The 15,897-nt window shown below is 47.3% G+C and carries 14 protein-coding genes; 8 read left to right on the top strand and 6 right to left on the bottom strand.

All coding sequences use genetic code 11. From position 1 onward, the window contains the following. Window positions 1–80: 80 nt before the first annotated feature. Window positions 81–389 carry a hypothetical protein gene (locus M0R47_RS16415; RefSeq protein WP_292556760.1) on the bottom strand — a complete coding sequence of 103 codons (309 nt, stop codon included), beginning with the start codon at window positions 387–389 and terminating at the stop codon, window positions 81–83. Window positions 390–559: 170 nt separating this feature from the next. Next, on the bottom strand, window positions 560–874 hold the full coding sequence (locus tag M0R47_RS16410; RefSeq protein ID WP_292556758.1) for a hypothetical protein: 315 nt from the start codon (window positions 872–874) through the stop codon (window positions 560–562). Between the two features lie 261 nt (window positions 875–1,135). Here M0R47_RS16410 and M0R47_RS16405 point away from each other — a divergent pair, with 261 nt between their 5' ends. Both M0R47_RS16405 and M0R47_RS16400 read left to right on the top strand, forming a co-directional pair. Beyond that, window positions 1,136–2,326 (top strand): hypothetical protein, encoded by a 1,191-nt coding sequence (locus tag M0R47_RS16405; protein WP_292556756.1) that lies wholly within the window; start codon window positions 1,136–1,138, stop codon window positions 2,324–2,326. A 10-nt stretch (window positions 2,327–2,336) separates the two neighbouring features. After that, window positions 2,337–3,065 (top strand): ferritin-like domain-containing protein, encoded by a 729-nt coding sequence (locus M0R47_RS16400; protein ID WP_292556754.1) that lies wholly within the window; start codon window positions 2,337–2,339, stop codon window positions 3,063–3,065. Window positions 3,066–3,224: 159 nt separating this feature from the next. Here the strand turns inward: M0R47_RS16400 and M0R47_RS16395 are convergent, their stop codons facing one another. After that, a complete protein-coding gene (locus tag M0R47_RS16395; RefSeq protein ID WP_292556752.1) occupies window positions 3,225–4,475 on the bottom strand; it encodes a glycosyltransferase in 1,251 nt (416 codons plus the stop codon). Window positions 4,476–4,852: 377 nt separating this feature from the next. Here M0R47_RS16395 and M0R47_RS16390 point away from each other — a divergent pair, with 377 nt between their 5' ends. From M0R47_RS16390 to M0R47_RS16380, 3 genes are all read left to right on the top strand, one after another. After that, window positions 4,853–5,233, top strand: coding sequence for a hypothetical protein (locus tag M0R47_RS16390; protein ID WP_292556751.1), 381 nt, complete (start codon window positions 4,853–4,855; stop codon window positions 5,231–5,233). Window positions 5,234–6,285: 1,052 nt separating this feature from the next. Next, a complete protein-coding gene (gene fae, locus M0R47_RS16385; RefSeq protein WP_292556749.1) occupies window positions 6,286–6,795 on the top strand; it encodes a formaldehyde-activating enzyme in 510 nt (169 codons plus the stop codon). A 246-nt stretch (window positions 6,796–7,041) separates the two neighbouring features. After that, the gene (locus M0R47_RS16380; RefSeq protein WP_292556747.1) at window positions 7,042–8,580 is read left to right on the top strand and encodes an ATP-binding protein; all 1,539 of its coding nucleotides are present in this window, start codon (window positions 7,042–7,044) and stop codon (window positions 8,578–8,580) included. 216 nt (window positions 8,581–8,796) lie between these two features. Here M0R47_RS16380 and M0R47_RS16375 read toward each other — a convergent pair whose 3' ends face one another. Next, complete coding sequence (locus M0R47_RS16375) at window positions 8,797–10,203, bottom strand: DegQ family serine endoprotease (RefSeq protein WP_292556745.1); 1,407 nt, start codon at window positions 10,201–10,203, stop codon at window positions 8,797–8,799. Between the two features lie 267 nt (window positions 10,204–10,470). Between M0R47_RS16375 and nadB the strand changes: the two genes are divergently transcribed. Further along, the gene (nadB, locus tag M0R47_RS16370; RefSeq protein ID WP_292556743.1) at window positions 10,471–12,084 is read left to right on the top strand and encodes an L-aspartate oxidase; all 1,614 of its coding nucleotides are present in this window, start codon (window positions 10,471–10,473) and stop codon (window positions 12,082–12,084) included. A gap of 4 nt (window positions 12,085–12,088) precedes the next feature. On the opposite strand, the gene M0R47_RS16365 is transcribed toward nadB, so the two are convergent. Then, window positions 12,089–12,484 carry a hypothetical protein gene (locus M0R47_RS16365; RefSeq protein ID WP_292556741.1) on the bottom strand — a complete coding sequence of 132 codons (396 nt, stop codon included), beginning with the start codon at window positions 12,482–12,484 and terminating at the stop codon, window positions 12,089–12,091. Between the two features lie 227 nt (window positions 12,485–12,711). Here M0R47_RS16365 and M0R47_RS16360 point away from each other — a divergent pair, with 227 nt between their 5' ends. Together M0R47_RS16360 and M0R47_RS16355 are read left to right on the top strand one after the other, a co-directional pair. Further along, window positions 12,712–14,106 carry a hypothetical protein gene (locus M0R47_RS16360; RefSeq protein WP_292556739.1) on the top strand — a complete coding sequence of 465 codons (1,395 nt, stop codon included), beginning with the start codon at window positions 12,712–12,714 and terminating at the stop codon, window positions 14,104–14,106. 68 nt (window positions 14,107–14,174) lie between these two features. Then, window positions 14,175–14,672, top strand: a complete 498-nt coding sequence (locus M0R47_RS16355; protein ID WP_292556737.1) for a hypothetical protein — start codon at window positions 14,175–14,177, stop codon at window positions 14,670–14,672. 148 nt (window positions 14,673–14,820) lie between these two features. Here the strand turns inward: M0R47_RS16355 and M0R47_RS16350 are convergent, their stop codons facing one another. Continuing rightward, window positions 14,821–15,834 carry a tryptophan--tRNA ligase gene (locus M0R47_RS16350; protein WP_292556735.1) on the bottom strand — a complete coding sequence of 338 codons (1,014 nt, stop codon included), beginning with the start codon at window positions 15,832–15,834 and terminating at the stop codon, window positions 14,821–14,823. Window positions 15,835–15,897 lie beyond the last annotated feature (63 nt).

The raw sequence follows: 15,897 nt of genomic DNA, 5'->3' as shown, positions 1-15,897 counted from the left end.
TCGCGGCGTGGGTCTTTGAGGTCTTCGAAATACGGCAGCGGATTGGGTAACATTCTTGTTATCTCTGCAAATTGCCAATTCTATACTTCTTGTCCTGTCAATGGCGAGATAGCGCGATTGCCCTGGGGGGTCTGGAACAAATCATAATTTTTTCCGTTATTATATTTAGGCGGTAGGGTTCTTTGTCCAAGCTTGCGCACCAGTATGATGCTTCGAGTGACCGTCAATCCAATCGATACACCTCCCGAGAGCAGGGCGGTGGTCACATTCGGAAGCCGTGCATGTGCCCAGTCAGCGCCTGTTCCCGCAAGCACCGGCCTGGACTCGGCTTTATAAATAGCAGATCCAAGATGTTTTTTGTTCATTTTCCGTAATTTTAGATGAATCATATGCCGACCAATTTATTTAATGAATAGATATAAATACTTATATCGGCTTAAAAAACACTTAAAAATCCTTATGGGACTAAGTTTAAAAGCGTAGGCCGCACGTCGGTTTTATAGAGTAGCTTTACGAACCCGACGCTTTACAATCGGTAGCGTTACTGGTCAAGCTAAATTCAATCGCTTGCCGAAGATGGCATATCGCGCCCGGCAGGAGGCAAAAATGAATTCAGTGCGACAAGCCCAAACGCCACCTCGCGGCTACGCTTGGATGGCCTTACCCCGACCTGCTCAAAAGGCGTGTAATCTACCATTACTAGCTTTTCGTGCCTTTTGTGGACGACGCTTTTTCTATCCTCTGCCCGCGTAACATCAGTGTCCGATAAATCCGCTACTTGGAAATTGAAGTCGTTCAAGTCTTTATGTGTGATGCCGGACAGACCCGCCATGCCTATCTGACTATGATGAATTATGCGGCTTTTAAAACGCATACATGACTTAACAAAAACCGTTAAGCAATTTCAATCTTATCAAGCTCAAGAGGAACCGGTTCCTTAATTGAAGCCAAGCGGCTGCCTAACAATCGCATATCTGTAGTCTGGGTCGGCTTTTGCTCATGGCGGCTTTCGCTTTTCAGTCCTGACTACAGCGGTTAATTGAAGATAACGAGACCCTAAAGTTCGCGTTGTCCTTATTGAGCGCGCTATCGGCTTTTTCATAGAAGTTCAATTCATATCCAGAGGAGATTAACAATGGCACTTAATATTTTTGAAGATCGGGGAGTCTCGATCGATAAACAACTTTTGACTTGGCGGGATATGGTTCAGGTTCCGATCAGCAAGCTCGATGACGATGCCTTTACTCGGGTAATGATTATCTTAATGAACGGCATCGAACTTGAATCGATCCAGTTTTCCAGAGCCTGCGCGCGAATGAATAAACATCTTCAGCTGCCTCTGGCTCAGCTTCGGCGAATAGATCAGCAGCAAGCGACCACGATTAACTGGATGCTCGGCGCCGATCACTCTCCGCTTGAAACTACCATCGCCTATGAGCAGGTCGCCATCGAAGTGACTGCGGCTGTCGCGCAAACCGAACCGGACCCGTATCTGGCCCAGGTTTACCGCTTTGGCCTGTTGGAGGATTTTGATCATATGTACCGCTATTCGGCTTTGTTGGATCGTCTTGAAGGCAAAGACTCAAACAATATTTTGCAAAGTTACACCGACGTGCTGCCGGGCAGGCCGACTATTTACGAGCATCGCGCTCCGGAAGACGACTTGCGCGAATGCTACGATCGCCACAACGCCCAGCCACTGACAAAAATGCATGCGCTGACGATCACGTCTGCCGAGCAACAGACCTGGAATTACTACATGAATATCGGGCCACTGTTTAGCGACCCGCTGGCCCGGCAACTCTATGCGGAAATTGCCCATATCGAAGAGCAGCACGTGACCCAATATCAATGCATCATGGATCCTAGCGAGTCGTGGCTTGAAAAGTGGCTGCTGCACAAGGCCAACGAAGTTTATAACTACTATGGCTGTGTCCAGCAGGAAAAAAATTCCCGTATTAAAGCTATTTGGGAGCAGTTTTTGGATTATGAGCTTGGCCAGTTCCATGTCGTGCGCGGTCTTTTCGAGCAACATGAAAACCGAGATGCTCAAAGCGTTGTTCCGGCAATGCTGCCTGAACCGATTGCTTTTGAGAGCCAACGGGATTTTGTCCGCGAAGTTTTGCGCAAGGAAGTCAATTTACGTACCAAAGGCACAGCCTTTGTCGATATATCGGAAGAAAGCGAAGCTTCGAGAATCTATCGGCAACGAATAAACGCCGATGGCGTGCCATCCGAAATCGTTGCGCTTAATTATATGTGGATACCGGGAGGCGAGGTTAACAAGCTCCAGCATCCTATGAATGTCAGTCACCTTCAACACTGAGGAAAAAGCTATGAAAGACGCTGCTGAATTTGGTATGAACAAAACACCGACTCAACTTCATCCGGTTATGACCCAGGCAATGATTGAAGGTTATGAAGAATTTCCGCCGCATGCCGAAGACACGGCATGCGATGCCTTTATGATGCGGAGAAGCTATATTCAAGACTCGGAGCAACTAGGCGCAGTTCCTCTTCCCAGTACGCTTCGTGGCGCTGTCAGTACAGGCGTACAAGCTATCCAGGGCAATAGTCCGTCTGTGTTGATTGATAAGCTTGGCGAGCGCATGGCTTTTGAGCGTAGCGGTATTCGGCTTTACGATGCCCTCATCACAAAATGCAAAGCTGCCGAGCCTGATTTAGATGTTGATACGCTTGAGCAATTCCGCAACGATGAAACGGAGCATTTTTCTTTAGTGCGGGATTGTATCGCGTCAATGGGCGGAGATCCGACCGCACAAACCCCTTGCGCCGATTCGGCAGGAATGGCCGCCATGGGCTTGATGCAGGTTCTTAATGATCCCCGCAGTTCTATTCCGCAATGCGTGGAAGCTATTTTAATGGCTGAGTTAGCGGATGCGGCCGCATGGGAATTGCTTATTGTACTTGCGGACGAAGCAGGTCTTAGCGATTATGTCGACAGGTTTCAGAGTGCAAAACGCACTGAAGACCATCACATGCATATGATCAAGAGATGGCTTGAACAACTGACTTTAAATAATGAGCTCAGAGCGGTGGATTAAATTGAAGCTGCAAATTGATCAGCAAGCTTTGTGTATGGTAAATCACAGGATAGGTGAAATACGGCTTGATCCATCGTCAGACAAATGAACTTTGAAGCGGTCGATCTTCCTATATCATCGCCCAATATTAGCGGACCGAAATTGGACGATGATGATCTTTTAAAATTGCGCTTCCAATAGCTGGACTGCTCGCGTTACTCCGTCGTGGCGTTGCATGGCTCGGCTTGCCTGCTTGGCGTTGCCTTGCAGTGATGTTGACTCCAATACTGTCCGTATGCCTTTGGACAAAGCAATGGCGGTGACTTTTTTTGCCGGTAAAGGCTTTCCTGCCAAACCCAGCAATTGCAATTGCCCGGCCCAGAATAACTGCTCATCCATAAACGGCACCACGACGGATGGGCAGCCTGATAAAGTGGCGGCATGGGTTGTGCCTGCTCCGCCGTGATGAACAATGGCTGCACAGCGTTTAAACAACGGCTGATGCGGATGCCTGCCAATGAAATAAACCTGGCCGGTTTGGCTGCCGTCAGGGTAATGCCGGGAACTGGTCTGGATAATCGCCCGGCACCCGGCCAAGTTCACCGCTTCCAAAAACAGTTCCATACTCCAGTCGGGCACTGCCTGTTGCAGGCTGCCGAAAGTCATATAGACCGGTGCTTCGCCAGCATCAAGAAACTCAGCCAGTTTGGCCGGAATTGCCCAATGCCGGTTATCTTCCGTTAGATTCAGAAAGCCGCAGACTTGATGGTACGGTTGCAGATTATCAAATGAACGGCAAAACCACGGGTCGACTGCTATCAAGTTAAGTTGCTGCGAGGTCAGCAGTTCGGTCAGCACGTTAGCGGGTGGTGTTTGACCGGCTTCAAGCCATAAACGGGTCAACGGTTTTTTCAATGCCCAATTGAATACCCTGTCTAACAGCCGCCAGCTAAGCTTATTGATATGGCTGCCCAGGTCAGGAAAGCTGAAAGGTGCGACTGCGGGATTGGGTATCGCGGCATGGCACAAGGTTACGCTGAAAAAAGGTTTCTGCTGTTGCAGCGCTGCCAATTTTAGCGGGTATAGAAAATGATGGCCGATCACAGCGTCGTTATCCGCGACTAATTGTTGCGCGGCTTGATACAGGGTCTGCTCGTAAGGAAAAAACGCTTCATCAAGCAATGCCCGCAGCCATTGCAAAGCATTCATCCGAAACGAACGCTGGGCAAAACCCTGCATATCGAAATCAATAAACTCCGGCACTTGCCGGTAGCTTATCTCTAATTGTTCGCAGATTTTGTGATAACTGTGGTTATCGATACTGCTTGCCACCAGCGTTACTGAGTGACCGGCTTTTTTCAAGCCGTCGGCCAATGCCAGCATCGGACGAATGTCCCCGTTAGAGCCCCAGGTTTGTATGCCTATCTTCATGCGTTTTAATCAAACAAATTATTTTAACAGAGCGGATTTATAGCTACTTAATGGCTTACGGTCAATTTTGAAGCTTTTCAGTAGTAAGTTCTTAACGTCCCCCGGCTATAGAGATCGGCGGCATGCAAAAATAAATAGCTCGAAAGCCAACTTCGGTTCACGCAGAACTTCGACTGACAGGGACACTGGCTGCGTTTGGCTTGCTGTGTATGTGTGATATCGGACAGACGCGCATAGCGCAGCTATTTAGCATAAGTTATGCGACTTTGTAGCCGCATGTAGCACTTAACAGAAACTGTTAGGAAACTTCAGTCCGATCAAACTCAAGAGGAATCGATATGAAATATTCAATCTCATTACGCTCAAGAGGAACTTTTATGAAACATTTAATGTCTTTGGTTTTGGTAGTTGGAGTGCTCGCGTTAGGCTCATGGAAAGAAGGGCATGCGCAGGCTGGAAGCGAAGAAGGGAGCACGGAGTCTGCCGGCATGACAGGCACTGAAGGTAGAGAAAGCGGCACCCGAAGCCGGGAAGATGCCGGTGATGTCGGCACGATGGGCACAGAAGGCAGTGAAAGCGGTGCCCGAAGCCAGGGAGATACCGGTTCTTCCGGTGTGACAGGTTCTGAAAGCGGTGCCCAAAAACCAGGCAATAAAAATGGTACGGGCAGCGAAGGTAAAAGCGGTTCAGGCACTGGTACGAGATCTGGAACCGGATCCGGGGCTGGAACGGGTGGCAAACCCCGTTCTCCAGAATAAGCCGGCATTCGGCTGATGCGGGACGGAAGGTTTGGTTCTGATTGCAAAAGTACGGACAGAGCCGCCGTTTGAAAAGGCCGGCGGGTTTTCAACAAGCCAACCATTGCGGATGGCGGCGCTAAGTAGGGTCATCCAGGCTTTCCTGTGTTCCTGCAAACGTTAATACAGGATGTTTCATATAGAGTGCCGGTATTGTGGCACTCTATAACTTAATACCGGCTTTGTCCCAAGGCTTTGGATAGTCGAGGTCGCCAGACTGCGGATGATCTCTCGCTGCCGATGCTGCAACTTGTGGCTCCTGATCATAATGTCCTGCTGCATTTGCCAAGCTGAGAATCCTGAATCCCCGGTTAACCTGTTCGCTCTTACCGCGCTATTGAAGAACGCCCTTGGCAACTGCCGTTCAGGGCTGAGATAAACCGGTTTATCCCCGTGATTTACCCTTGCGTTGAAATCAAAACTTCGACTTGAAGACCGCTGCGACCGCTTAGAAGAAACATAAGCTACCGAAATCCCTGCCAAATTGTCGGTTTGTAAGCCAATAGCTAATGCCGATATGGGTAGTAATGCGTATATTACTGATTTTATTGATATGTTATAAATCATTCCGCTCCGACATATCGTCAGGGGCGCGAGTCATCACTTAAGTTTATGAATGAGCAGCTCATGGCCGACCCCGCAGATCGATAGATGTCATGTTGGTTATGAAGTAAGTTCTTACCGTTGGGCGGCTATCACGGTTAAAAATGATTCACGTAACCGTCAACTTTTAGCCTGAAAAGCAGTGAGTCCATGAAAACCATTTGGCGGGCCGACATTGGGGTGACACAAAAGCGTGGAAATGTTTAACCCGCTTTATAAGTCATTGTCCAAAGGGCGAGTGCTTTGAGTCCGGTGCTGATAGTGGTTTATTGGCTGTGTTTGTGTTTTGGATAAGCCGCCGGTTTTAGTTCAAGGACGAATAGCAGAAAGACCGAAAACGACAGAACGTTTTTGTTGCCTTGATCCCGTAATTCAAGCGTTGATTTGGAAACTCAAGAGGAGAAACCCATATGAAAATCGATAAAGTATTGGTAGGCGAGGCCCTGGTCGGCGAAGGCAAGGAAGTAGCCCATATTGACCTGATCATGGGGCCGCGAGGCAGTTCCGCGGAAATTGCATTTTGCATTACGCTGACTAACCAAAAGCGGGGCGATAACTCCTTATTGGCGCTGGTCGCTCCTAATCTTATGGCTAAGCCTAATACCGTAATGTTCAATAAAGTCGAAATCAAGGACGAGAAACAGGCAACCCAAATGTTCGGACCGGCCGAACGGGGTGTGGCCAAGGCGGTGGTCGATTGCGTTAAAGAGGGTGTCATACCCATGGAAGAAGCCAGCGATGTTTTTATCTGTGTAGGTGTATTTATCCACTGGGATGCCAATGACAACGATAAAATCCAGGACTGGAATTATGAGGCCACCAAGCTCGCGATTAAGCGTGCTGTGGCAGGGGAACCAACTCTATCCGAAGTGATTGCTCAGGAAGACGTGAAGCATCATCCGCTTGCCGCGCATGATTAAAAGTAAAGCTGTAGGCCATGAATTTCAAGAGGGCAAAAAAGTTGCATGAACAAAGAAGATGATTGGAGAGGGGATTCAGTCTTATTTGAGTGATTTGTGGTTGTAGTAGCGCATCAATGAATGTTGGGCTCCGGATTCAATGGTGCAAATTATAAGAGCCTGATCTTTGATATGGTCTCGCTAATAGCCGGATCGATCAAAACCAAATGGACAGTTTAAATTCTATTTCATCTTAGTATCTGACGAATGCAACCATTGATTAATATTTTTGATATTGAAAACCTCATGCCTCATGGCTATTGCTTGTCTTGGAGCCCGATATTACTTTGGCTGCACGTCATCGCGGACCTGCTGATTGCTGTTGCTTACTATTCCATTCCGCCGGTTCTCATTTATTTTATCGGGCGGCGCAAGGATTTTCCTTATCCGTGGCTGGTTTTCATGTTTGCGGTGTTTGTCATTGCTTGCGGCACCACGCATTTAATGTCGGCTATCACCGTCTGGATGCCTTTATATTGGCTGGACGGCGCGCTTAAAATAATTACTGCGGTTGTTTCGCTCGCCACCGCGATGCTGATGATATGGATTGTTCCCCGCGCCTTGTCTGTGCCTACCGTCGAACAATTGCAAGCGGAAATACAACAAAGAAAAACGGCGGAAGATGCGTTTCGGGAAAGTGAAAATAAACTCGCCGCTATTCTCGATAGCGTCGAAGCTTTTATTTACATCAAGGATTGCGATTATCGATACCGGTATGTCAATCAGCCGGTGCGGCAAGTGTTCGGCAAAACGTTGAACAATATCATCGGTCAATCGGACAATGCCTTTTTCGATGAGGCTACGGCGGCAAAATTGCGTGAATATGATCGCCGTGTCATTGAGCTGGGTGAGCGTGTAACTACCGAGAGCATTTGTATCGATAAGGATAACAACATTGCCCACGCCTACTTTACCGTTAATCACCCGCTGCGCCATGAAGACGGCAGCATTTACGGCTTGTGCGGTATTTCTACGGATATCAGTGAGCGGAAAAACCGGGAACAGCAAGACAGGAAACATCTGGACGAGTTAGCCCATGTCACCCGCCTTGGGCTGATGGGCGAAATGGCGTCCGGCATTGCGCATGAAGTCAATCAGCCCTTGGCTGCGATCTCCAGCTATACGCAAGTCAGCTTGAATCTGATCAATATTGAAAGTCCCGATATGGTAAAGCTTACCGATGTACTGCACAAAACCCAGCAGCAGGCTTTAAGGGCAGGAAGGATCATCCATCGGATGAGGGATTTTGTAAGAACCCACTCAAAACACCGTACCAGCACCGATATTAATGTTTTGGTACATGATGCTGTCGGTTTGTGTATTGCTGAACTCAAACAAAACGGCATAAAGGTGACATTTGAGCTGGAAAACAACCTTTCGCCGGTCTATGTGGATCAGATACAAATTGAGCAGGTCATCATAAATCTGATCAGGAACAGCATTGAAGCTTTGCAAAACCTGCCCGCAAAACAGCAGCGCCAGTTGGTCATCAGTACTCGTTTGACGCTCAATAACAGCATACAGGTCAGTGTGACGGACAATGGGCCGGGGCTTGATGCCGACGAACAACAAAAAATATTAACCCCTTTTTATACCACCAAAGCGGACGGCATGGGCATGGGTTTATCCATCAGTCGCTCGCTTATCGATGCTCATGAAGGGAGCTTGGGTTTTAACGGCGAACCAGGAAAAGGCGCCACGTTTTACTTTTCTCTGCCGATACAGAAAAAATCTGATAAGTGCTAAAACTTAAAATGTTTAGCCTGTTATGAAGCAATAAATTCGTAGTGCTGAATATTGGTTTTTTAGGTTTGGTGAGCTGCATGGCTGTCGGTTGCGATCTGCGCACTCATATCCTACGGCTGACTTAAACTGATGTTATGCAAGCCCCACAAAACTACGAAGACCAGAAGAATGAATCAAAACTTCGGGATCTTCGCAGCCTTAGTGGCAATAAAACTATTATTTGTCTATTTTAATCGCCAGGAATACCGGATTGCCCTGACGCTGTATTAAAACAGCGACTGATTTACCGGCCGGTAGCTTTTTAACGGTTTTCTCAAAATCATCGGCATCACTGATTACATTGTTCTGAAGGCGTAAAATCACGTCGCCGCGTTGAATTCCCGCTTCCTTGGCGGTGCCTTTGCCAACATCCTGAACTAACACGCCGTTTTTAGGGATCTGCAAGGTTTCTCTTTGCAGTTCGGTCAAATCGGTGACACTAATACCCAGTCGATTGTGGGCGGGCTTTGGTGTCGGCGCTTTAGCATCTGCCAATTTATCGACTTCGTCCGGCAAAAGCCCTACTGTAAAATCGATAGTTTTAGTCTCGCCTTGCCGGATGATTTTTAACTTAGCCTTGTTATTGATAGGCGTAATGCCCACCATGGGCGGCAAATCACCTGAAGCTTCAACGGGCTGACCGTTAAACTCGGTAATAATATCGCCAATCTGCAAACCGGCTTTTTCGGCAGGACTGTTGGGCAACACTTTTGAAACCAATGCCCCTTGCGGTTTTTTCATGCCGAACGATTCGGCCAGGGGCCGCGTTACATCCTGTATCTGTACGCCCAGCCAGCCATGCGCCGCTTTGCCGGTAGCTTTTATCTGGTCGACGACATTCATCACGACATCCATCGGGATGGCGAATGACAGCCCCATAAAACCGCCGGTACGGCTGTAAATCTGTGAGTTTATACCGACGACCTTGCCTTCCATATTAAATAATGGCCCGCCTGAATTACCCGGATTTATCGCTACATCTGTCTGTATGAACGGTACGTAGTTCCCGCCGGGCAAGCTGCGGCCTTTGGCGCTGACGATGCCGGCCGTTACCGATTGCTCAAAGCCAAAAGGCGACCCTATCGCCAGTACCCACTCGCCGACCTGTAGCTTGTTCGGCTCACCAATGGTAACGGCCGGCAAGTCTTTAGCCTCGACCTTTAATAGCGCAACATCGGTGCGCGCATCGCTGCCGATCACTTTGGCTAAAAGTTCCCGACGATCGGATAATTTAACCACGATTTCATCGGCATCTTTTACTACATGACTATTGGTTAACACGTAACCATCCGGGGAAATAACAAAGCCCGAGCCCAATGACGTAGTATCCCTTGGCACATACCCGCCACCCTGTTCATCCAGGAAGCGCTTAAAAAATTCTTCCATTTCGGGAGGCATTCCCTCCGGTAGCTGCGGCTGTTCGGGAGCGTCTTCAGCCTCAGGCGGCGCTTTTTGCGTGGTGCTGATGTTGACCACGGCAACGCCGTTGGTCTTTACCATCTCGGTAAAATCCGGTAGTTGTGCTAATGCGCTTTGATTAAATAAAACTATCAGGAAAAAACACCACTTAATTTTCTTGAACATAAAAACCTCCATTTAATATCATTAATAAAATAACCAATGTTAAAAACAACAACCAAGATAATAGGTATAAGCTTTCCAGAAAAATTTCGCCCTATTTTTAAGGCTGCAACACTCTCTAGCCTTGATAGTAACAGAGACAAAATATATCTGGATAGCGATATAAAAAAAATTGCTATCATGTTAAAAAGCTATATTATCCATTAACTACTTTTAAGCATCTTAACACCAAAACTTTATCTCATTTACTCTGCTCACTACCCTTACCTGATGCCTTATTCCCAAAATTACGATGTCCTTATTATTGGCAGCGGCGGTGCGGGCTTAAGCCTGGCGCTTAAGCTGGCGAATCATTCAATGCGTATTGCCGTTTTGTCAAAGTTCGCCTTGACGGCAGGTAGCACTTACTATGCGCAAGGCGGTATATCCGCTGTTTTCGGCGCTGATGATTCCATCGAGTCGCACATTGAAGATACGCTGGATGCCGGTGCCGGACTCTGCGATCCTGAAATAGTGAGATTGACCGTAACGCATGGTAAAAGTTCTATAGACTGGCTGAGGGAACAAGGTGTTGTTTTTACCGAGGAGCAGACCGCATCCGGGGAAATAAAGCTGCATTTAAACAAGGAAGGCGGCCATTCTCACCGCCGTATTGTGCACACCGCCGATGCTACGGGTAAGGCGGTGTCCTTATCGCTGATTGAACGCGCTCGGGAACACGTCAATATCGAGCTGTTCGAACACCATAATGTAGTGGAGTTAATTACCAGTGCCAAGGATGCGGGAAAACGTATTTTGGGCGCTTATGTGCTCGATTCAAAAAGGCAGCAGGTCAAAACCATAGCGGCTCGCGCCGTGGTTCTGGCAACCGGAGGCGCAAGCAAGGCCTATCTTTACAGTACCAACCCGCAAAGCGCAACCGGCGATGGCATAGCCTTGGCTTGGCGTGCCGGTTGCCGCGTCAGCAATATGGAATTCATGCAATTCCATCCGACTTGCCTGTATCATCCGCATGCACAGTCGTTCCTGATCAGCGAAGCGGTAAGAGGCGAGGGCGGCAAGCTCATTCTGCCGGATGGCTCATCTTTTATGCATCATTTTGATTCGAGAGAGGAATTGGCGCCTAGGGATATTGTCGCCCGAGCCATTGATCATGAAATGAAAAAACGCGGCATAGACTGTGTTTATCTTGATATCAGCCACAAGCCGGAGCAGTTTATACGCGAGCATTTTCCAACGATCTATCAGCAATGCCTTGAGTTTGATATAGACATCACCAAGCAGCCTATTCCCGTCGTTCCGGCCGCGCATTACACCTGCGGCGGCGTGTTGACCGACAGTTATGCGCGCACGGATATTGCCAACCTTTATGCGATAGGGGAGGTTGCCTGTACCGGCCTGCACGGCGCCAATCGCATGGCCAGCAACTCGTTACTGGAATGTCTGGTGTTTGCAGAACGGGCCAGCGAGGATATTTTGCAGAAACTGCCCGGCATTCTACCGCCACCGCCTATCCCGGATTGGGATGAATCGCAAGTCAGCGATTCCGATGAAGAAGTGGTCGTTTCCCACAACTGGGATGAATTGCGCCGCTTTATGTGGGACTATGTCGGCATCGTCAGAACCGACAAGCGCTTAAGCCGGGCAATGAGTCGTGTGGAATTGCTTAAAAAGGAAATCGCCGAATATTACAGTAACTTCCGTGTTACCAGCGATTTACTGGAACTACGCAATCTGGTCATTGCCGCCGAACTCATCATTCGCTGCGCACAGCAACGCAAAGAAAGCCGTGGTTTGCATTACACGCTCGATTATCCTCACACCGATAACAGCAAACCTGCGCAAAATACTGTTTTGACACCAGGGACGACCAACCACCGTTGATGCGCTAAAAGGTCAGCATCGGCTTGATAGCCATTGCCGCTTGCTCGCAATCTATGGCTGATTTTTCAACCCGTTGACGCAAAAAAAACCCGCTGCTTAAGCCATCAATATCACGAGAAACATATTCGTTAAGATCAGCGCAGACCCGTTGCATATGCTGCTCAGCCTGCATTAAGGTCTCAGGATTTTTTGCTTCCTCATTTTCCAGCAACATCATGACCTCGCTGGTCATTTGGTTTTGTAGCCGGAAAATCTCTTCTACATGGCGCTCAAATTCTTCAAGTGACTGGCCATTTGCGCCATAACCACCAAAAAACGGAACAGCACAGCCGGATATTAACGCGGCAATTGCAAGCGCCGCAAAGCTTCGAAGAACAATCAGACTCGTCACCTTCATCATTTTATTTTTTAAACCACATTTACAAAGCTCATTAATTAACGCCCAATATTACTATAAACCCACTTAATTTGAGTATGAAAAAGAACAATATTTACTGAACATTTTTTTATTTTACAGCAATAAAACAGCGTTATTTGATTCCTTGTTTTTTTGCATTACTCTTCCATTCTGGGTGTATACTTCGCTACCCTCTTATTGAAAATTCCAACGAATAAGGTGTCAAACTGATGACTGAAAAGACAGTGAGCAAATACCTGCTTAACCTTGAAAAACAATTCGCCGCAGATAATCCGGTATTATTGAAAGCATCAAGAACCTTTCAGGAACTCGATCAGATTGAATTCGATTTGGGGCTTATCGAAATGGATGAAACGACTGCCAGTAAAAGCTCATGGTGGCCTATTATCAGCCTGATTGGCGGTAATTCAACAGCCAAAGCCAGATTCATTAATCATTATTTAGGCTTGGATAATTTATTTTCAGGGGTTCAAACATCCAGCCACAAGTTTACCGTCTTATTGCATAACAATCAGTCCGTCCCGGCGACTCTGCCTGGCACAGCGCTGGACGTAGACCACCGCTTCCCGTTTTATCAAATCAGCGGCAAAATCGAGCAGCAGCAACAAGGCGAAGGGGATCGCATTAACTCCTATTTGGAATTAAAAACACTCGATAGCGATCACCTGAAAAGCAAGCTTTTCATCGATGCGCCAAACATCAGCGCCGCCCCAGCAAATCCGGTCACGTCCTTATTAGTAAAATATACCATTGAGAACTCCGATCTGGCTTTGATTTTTACCGATATCTTTGATTCAACATCGCCGCTGGTTGATGAAATAATAGAAAGCATCATTCTCCACCAGGACACCAATAAATTTGTTTATCTGATAGATAGGCCGGCAACAATGCTGAGTTCGACTACCAACAGCGAGATCATCTCTTCATGGCAAAGAAAGCTTGCCGGATTGGGGTTAAATACCGGCCAGTTTATTGTTCTGTCCAGCCAGGAAGACAGCGTTACGCCTCAATCTTCGGCGGACTTTACCTTAATAGACCAGCGCATAGCTAATGTCGGGTATAACCGTACATATCGCGTGTTGGATTCGCTGGAAAAAAACGTTCGTGAAATTAACAACGTAGTGATTCCGGAAGTGAAAAAAGCTATCGGGCAATGGAAAGATCGATCAGCCTTTTCCAGTCTGATTGTCCTTGGATTTATTGCTACGCTCGCCATTTTTGCTGAAATACAATTCGGCATTCTGGAACTCTTGATAGACCCGATTATCGGGCCGGTAATCATTGTTGTGCTGTTGATTGTTATGACACCGCTGCATATCCTTTTCAGTAAACTCCAGGCGAAAGTAACAATAGGCCAACTTAACGAGCGACAAAAAGAGCTTCATTTAATGGAAAATTTAGCCGGTAATTTTGAAAAAAGCCTGACTTTCGGCCGTATGTTACTGCCGATTTCCGAACCCGTCGGCTGGAATAAAAAAACCAAACTCCGTCTGGCTCAGATCTCCAGTAAAACCAAAGAACTGGTTCAGTTGCTGAATGACAATTTCAGTACCTATGATGGACAGCCTTCAACCAGCCTTTCCGATTCGTCGGATTTTAAATAATATTCATATGTCCACAGTAATTGGCCGTTGCGGTTATGAATAGATTGTAAAATAAACTCTGGGTAACTATGGATGTTTTAAAACAATACTTGCCACTATGCTGGTTAAGACATAACCCGCTAGAGCTACCTAGATCAATCGATTTTTTCAAACAAAATCTGCTGTTTTATTTTGTTATTGAATATTTCATGCAGGCCAATATGACTGACGACCCGATAGAATCATTTACCGAGGTCAGTATAGAGACATTGTTAACGCTTATGTTTATAGGCGTTATGTTATTTTTTAACAGGACGTTATACGCCTATGTGCAAGTAACAACAGCCGTCATATTTTGCGGGAATATTGTCGCTGTGTGCGTCATGCCGGTTTTGATTTGGCTGACCATTAGCGAAGAGCCTTTAAGTTATTACCTTCTGACCCTGCTTTTGTTATGGGATTACATATTGGTAACCTACATTATCAGGCAGGTTCTATCGGTCAATATCTTGGCCAGTATTGTTTTGTCTTTGGTGTACTTTATAGTTACTTATTTTGGCGCGTTTGCGCTGGGACAATTGATATAGTTCCCGGCAAACAAGCCGGTTGCAGAAAATGCCTGGCGCCAGCAAAATCCATTTGATACCCAAAGCAGGCCTACAGCCTAGCCAAGGCTGGGGCAACTAGCTGAACAGATACTAACGCTGTTCATCCAGTTGCTAAACGCCGCTGGCGTTATAGAGAAATCCGGGAAATTCCGACAGCTTTGCGTAATTCCTTGATAAACGGCACGCTGACTGCGCGCGCTTTTTCAGCGCCTTCCTGCAATTGTTGTTCGATATGTTCCGGTGCCTGTATCAATGCTTCATACCGTTCTCTTGCCGGAGTGATGTGCTCATTAATATGCTCAAACAGCACCTGCTTCATTTCACCCCACGCGATGCCGTCTGCGTAGCGTTGCCGCACTTCAGCCACTTCTGCCGGGGTGGCAAAAGCCTGATAAATGCTGAATAAAGTGCACCCTTCGGGGTCTTTGGGTTCGCCGGGTTCCAATGAGTTGGTTTTAATCTTGTTAATGAGTTTTCTCAGTTTTTTTTCAGACTCGAATAATGGAATCGTATTGTTGTAGCTTTTACTCATCTTGCGTCCGTCCAGGCCCGCTAACGTTGATGCATGTTCTTCAATAACCGCCTCCGGCAGTACAAAATGTTCGCCGTAAATGTGATTAAAGCGCCCCGCCATATCCCTGGCCATTTCAATGTGCTGAATCTGATCCTTGCCGACCGGTACTTTATTGGCATTAAACATCAGGATATCGGCCGCCATTAAGATCGGGTAGCTGAACAAGCCCATGGTGATGCCCTTATCGGCATCGCTCTCGCCGCCCTGCTCATTTTCGGCAACCGCCGCCTTATAAGCATGGGCACGGTTCATCAAACCTTTCGCCGCGACGCAGGTCAACATCCAGGACAATTCCAAAATTTCAGGCACGTCCGATTGTCGATAGAAAACCGCGTTGGATGTGTCCAGTCCTAAAGCCAGCCATGTTGCAGCAATTTCAAGGCTCGATTGCCTGACTCTTTCCGGTTCCTGGCATTTAATCAGCGCGTGATAGTCGGCCAGAAAGTAAAAAGGCGCAACATTCGCGTCTTTGCTGGCTGCAATGGCTGGTCTGACGGCGCCGACATAATTGCCCAAATGCGGAGTGCCTGTAGTTGTAATGCCGGTTAGAACGATCGCTTTAGTCATTAGGTGATACTCGGAAGTCTGTTTAGTTAAGATGTGAAAATTGGCGTCATATTACATAAATTC

Source organism: Methylobacter sp. (assembly GCF_023227905.1).
Classification (GTDB): domain Bacteria; phylum Pseudomonadota; class Gammaproteobacteria; order Methylococcales; family Methylomonadaceae; genus Methylobacter_A.
Note: the sequence above shows the minus strand (reverse complement) of the source record. Positions and strands in the feature narration are given on the sequence as shown.

Coding starts and splice junctions, on each gene's coding strand:
- M0R47_RS16365 (WP_292556741.1), bottom strand. CDS start 12,484: ATGATGAAGGTGACGAGTCTGATTGTTCTTCGAAGCTTTGCGGCGCTT.
- M0R47_RS16375 (WP_292556745.1), bottom strand. CDS start 10,203: ATGTTCAAGAAAATTAAGTGGTGTTTTTTCCTGATAGTTTTATTTAAT.
- M0R47_RS16390 (WP_292556751.1), top strand. CDS start 4,853: ATGAAACATTTAATGTCTTTGGTTTTGGTAGTTGGAGTGCTCGCGTTA.
- nadB (WP_292556743.1), top strand. CDS start 10,471: ATGCCTTATTCCCAAAATTACGATGTCCTTATTATTGGCAGCGGCGGT.
- M0R47_RS16355 (WP_292556737.1), top strand. CDS start 14,175: ATGGATGTTTTAAAACAATACTTGCCACTATGCTGGTTAAGACATAAC.
- M0R47_RS16360 (WP_292556739.1), top strand. CDS start 12,712: ATGACTGAAAAGACAGTGAGCAAATACCTGCTTAACCTTGAAAAACAA.
- M0R47_RS16400 (WP_292556754.1), top strand. CDS start 2,337: ATGAAAGACGCTGCTGAATTTGGTATGAACAAAACACCGACTCAACTT.
- fae (WP_292556749.1), top strand. CDS start 6,286: ATGAAAATCGATAAAGTATTGGTAGGCGAGGCCCTGGTCGGCGAAGGC.
- M0R47_RS16410 (WP_292556758.1), bottom strand. CDS start 874: ATGCGTTTTAAAAGCCGCATAATTCATCATAGTCAGATAGGCATGGCG.
- M0R47_RS16380 (WP_292556747.1), top strand. CDS start 7,042: ATGCAACCATTGATTAATATTTTTGATATTGAAAACCTCATGCCTCAT.
- M0R47_RS16405 (WP_292556756.1), top strand. CDS start 1,136: ATGGCACTTAATATTTTTGAAGATCGGGGAGTCTCGATCGATAAACAA.
- M0R47_RS16415 (WP_292556760.1), bottom strand. CDS start 389: ATGATTCATCTAAAATTACGGAAAATGAACAAAAAACATCTTGGATCT.
- M0R47_RS16395 (WP_292556752.1), bottom strand. CDS start 4,475: ATGAAGATAGGCATACAAACCTGGGGCTCTAACGGGGACATTCGTCCG.
- M0R47_RS16350 (WP_292556735.1), bottom strand. CDS start 15,834: ATGACTAAAGCGATCGTTCTAACCGGCATTACAACTACAGGCACTCCG.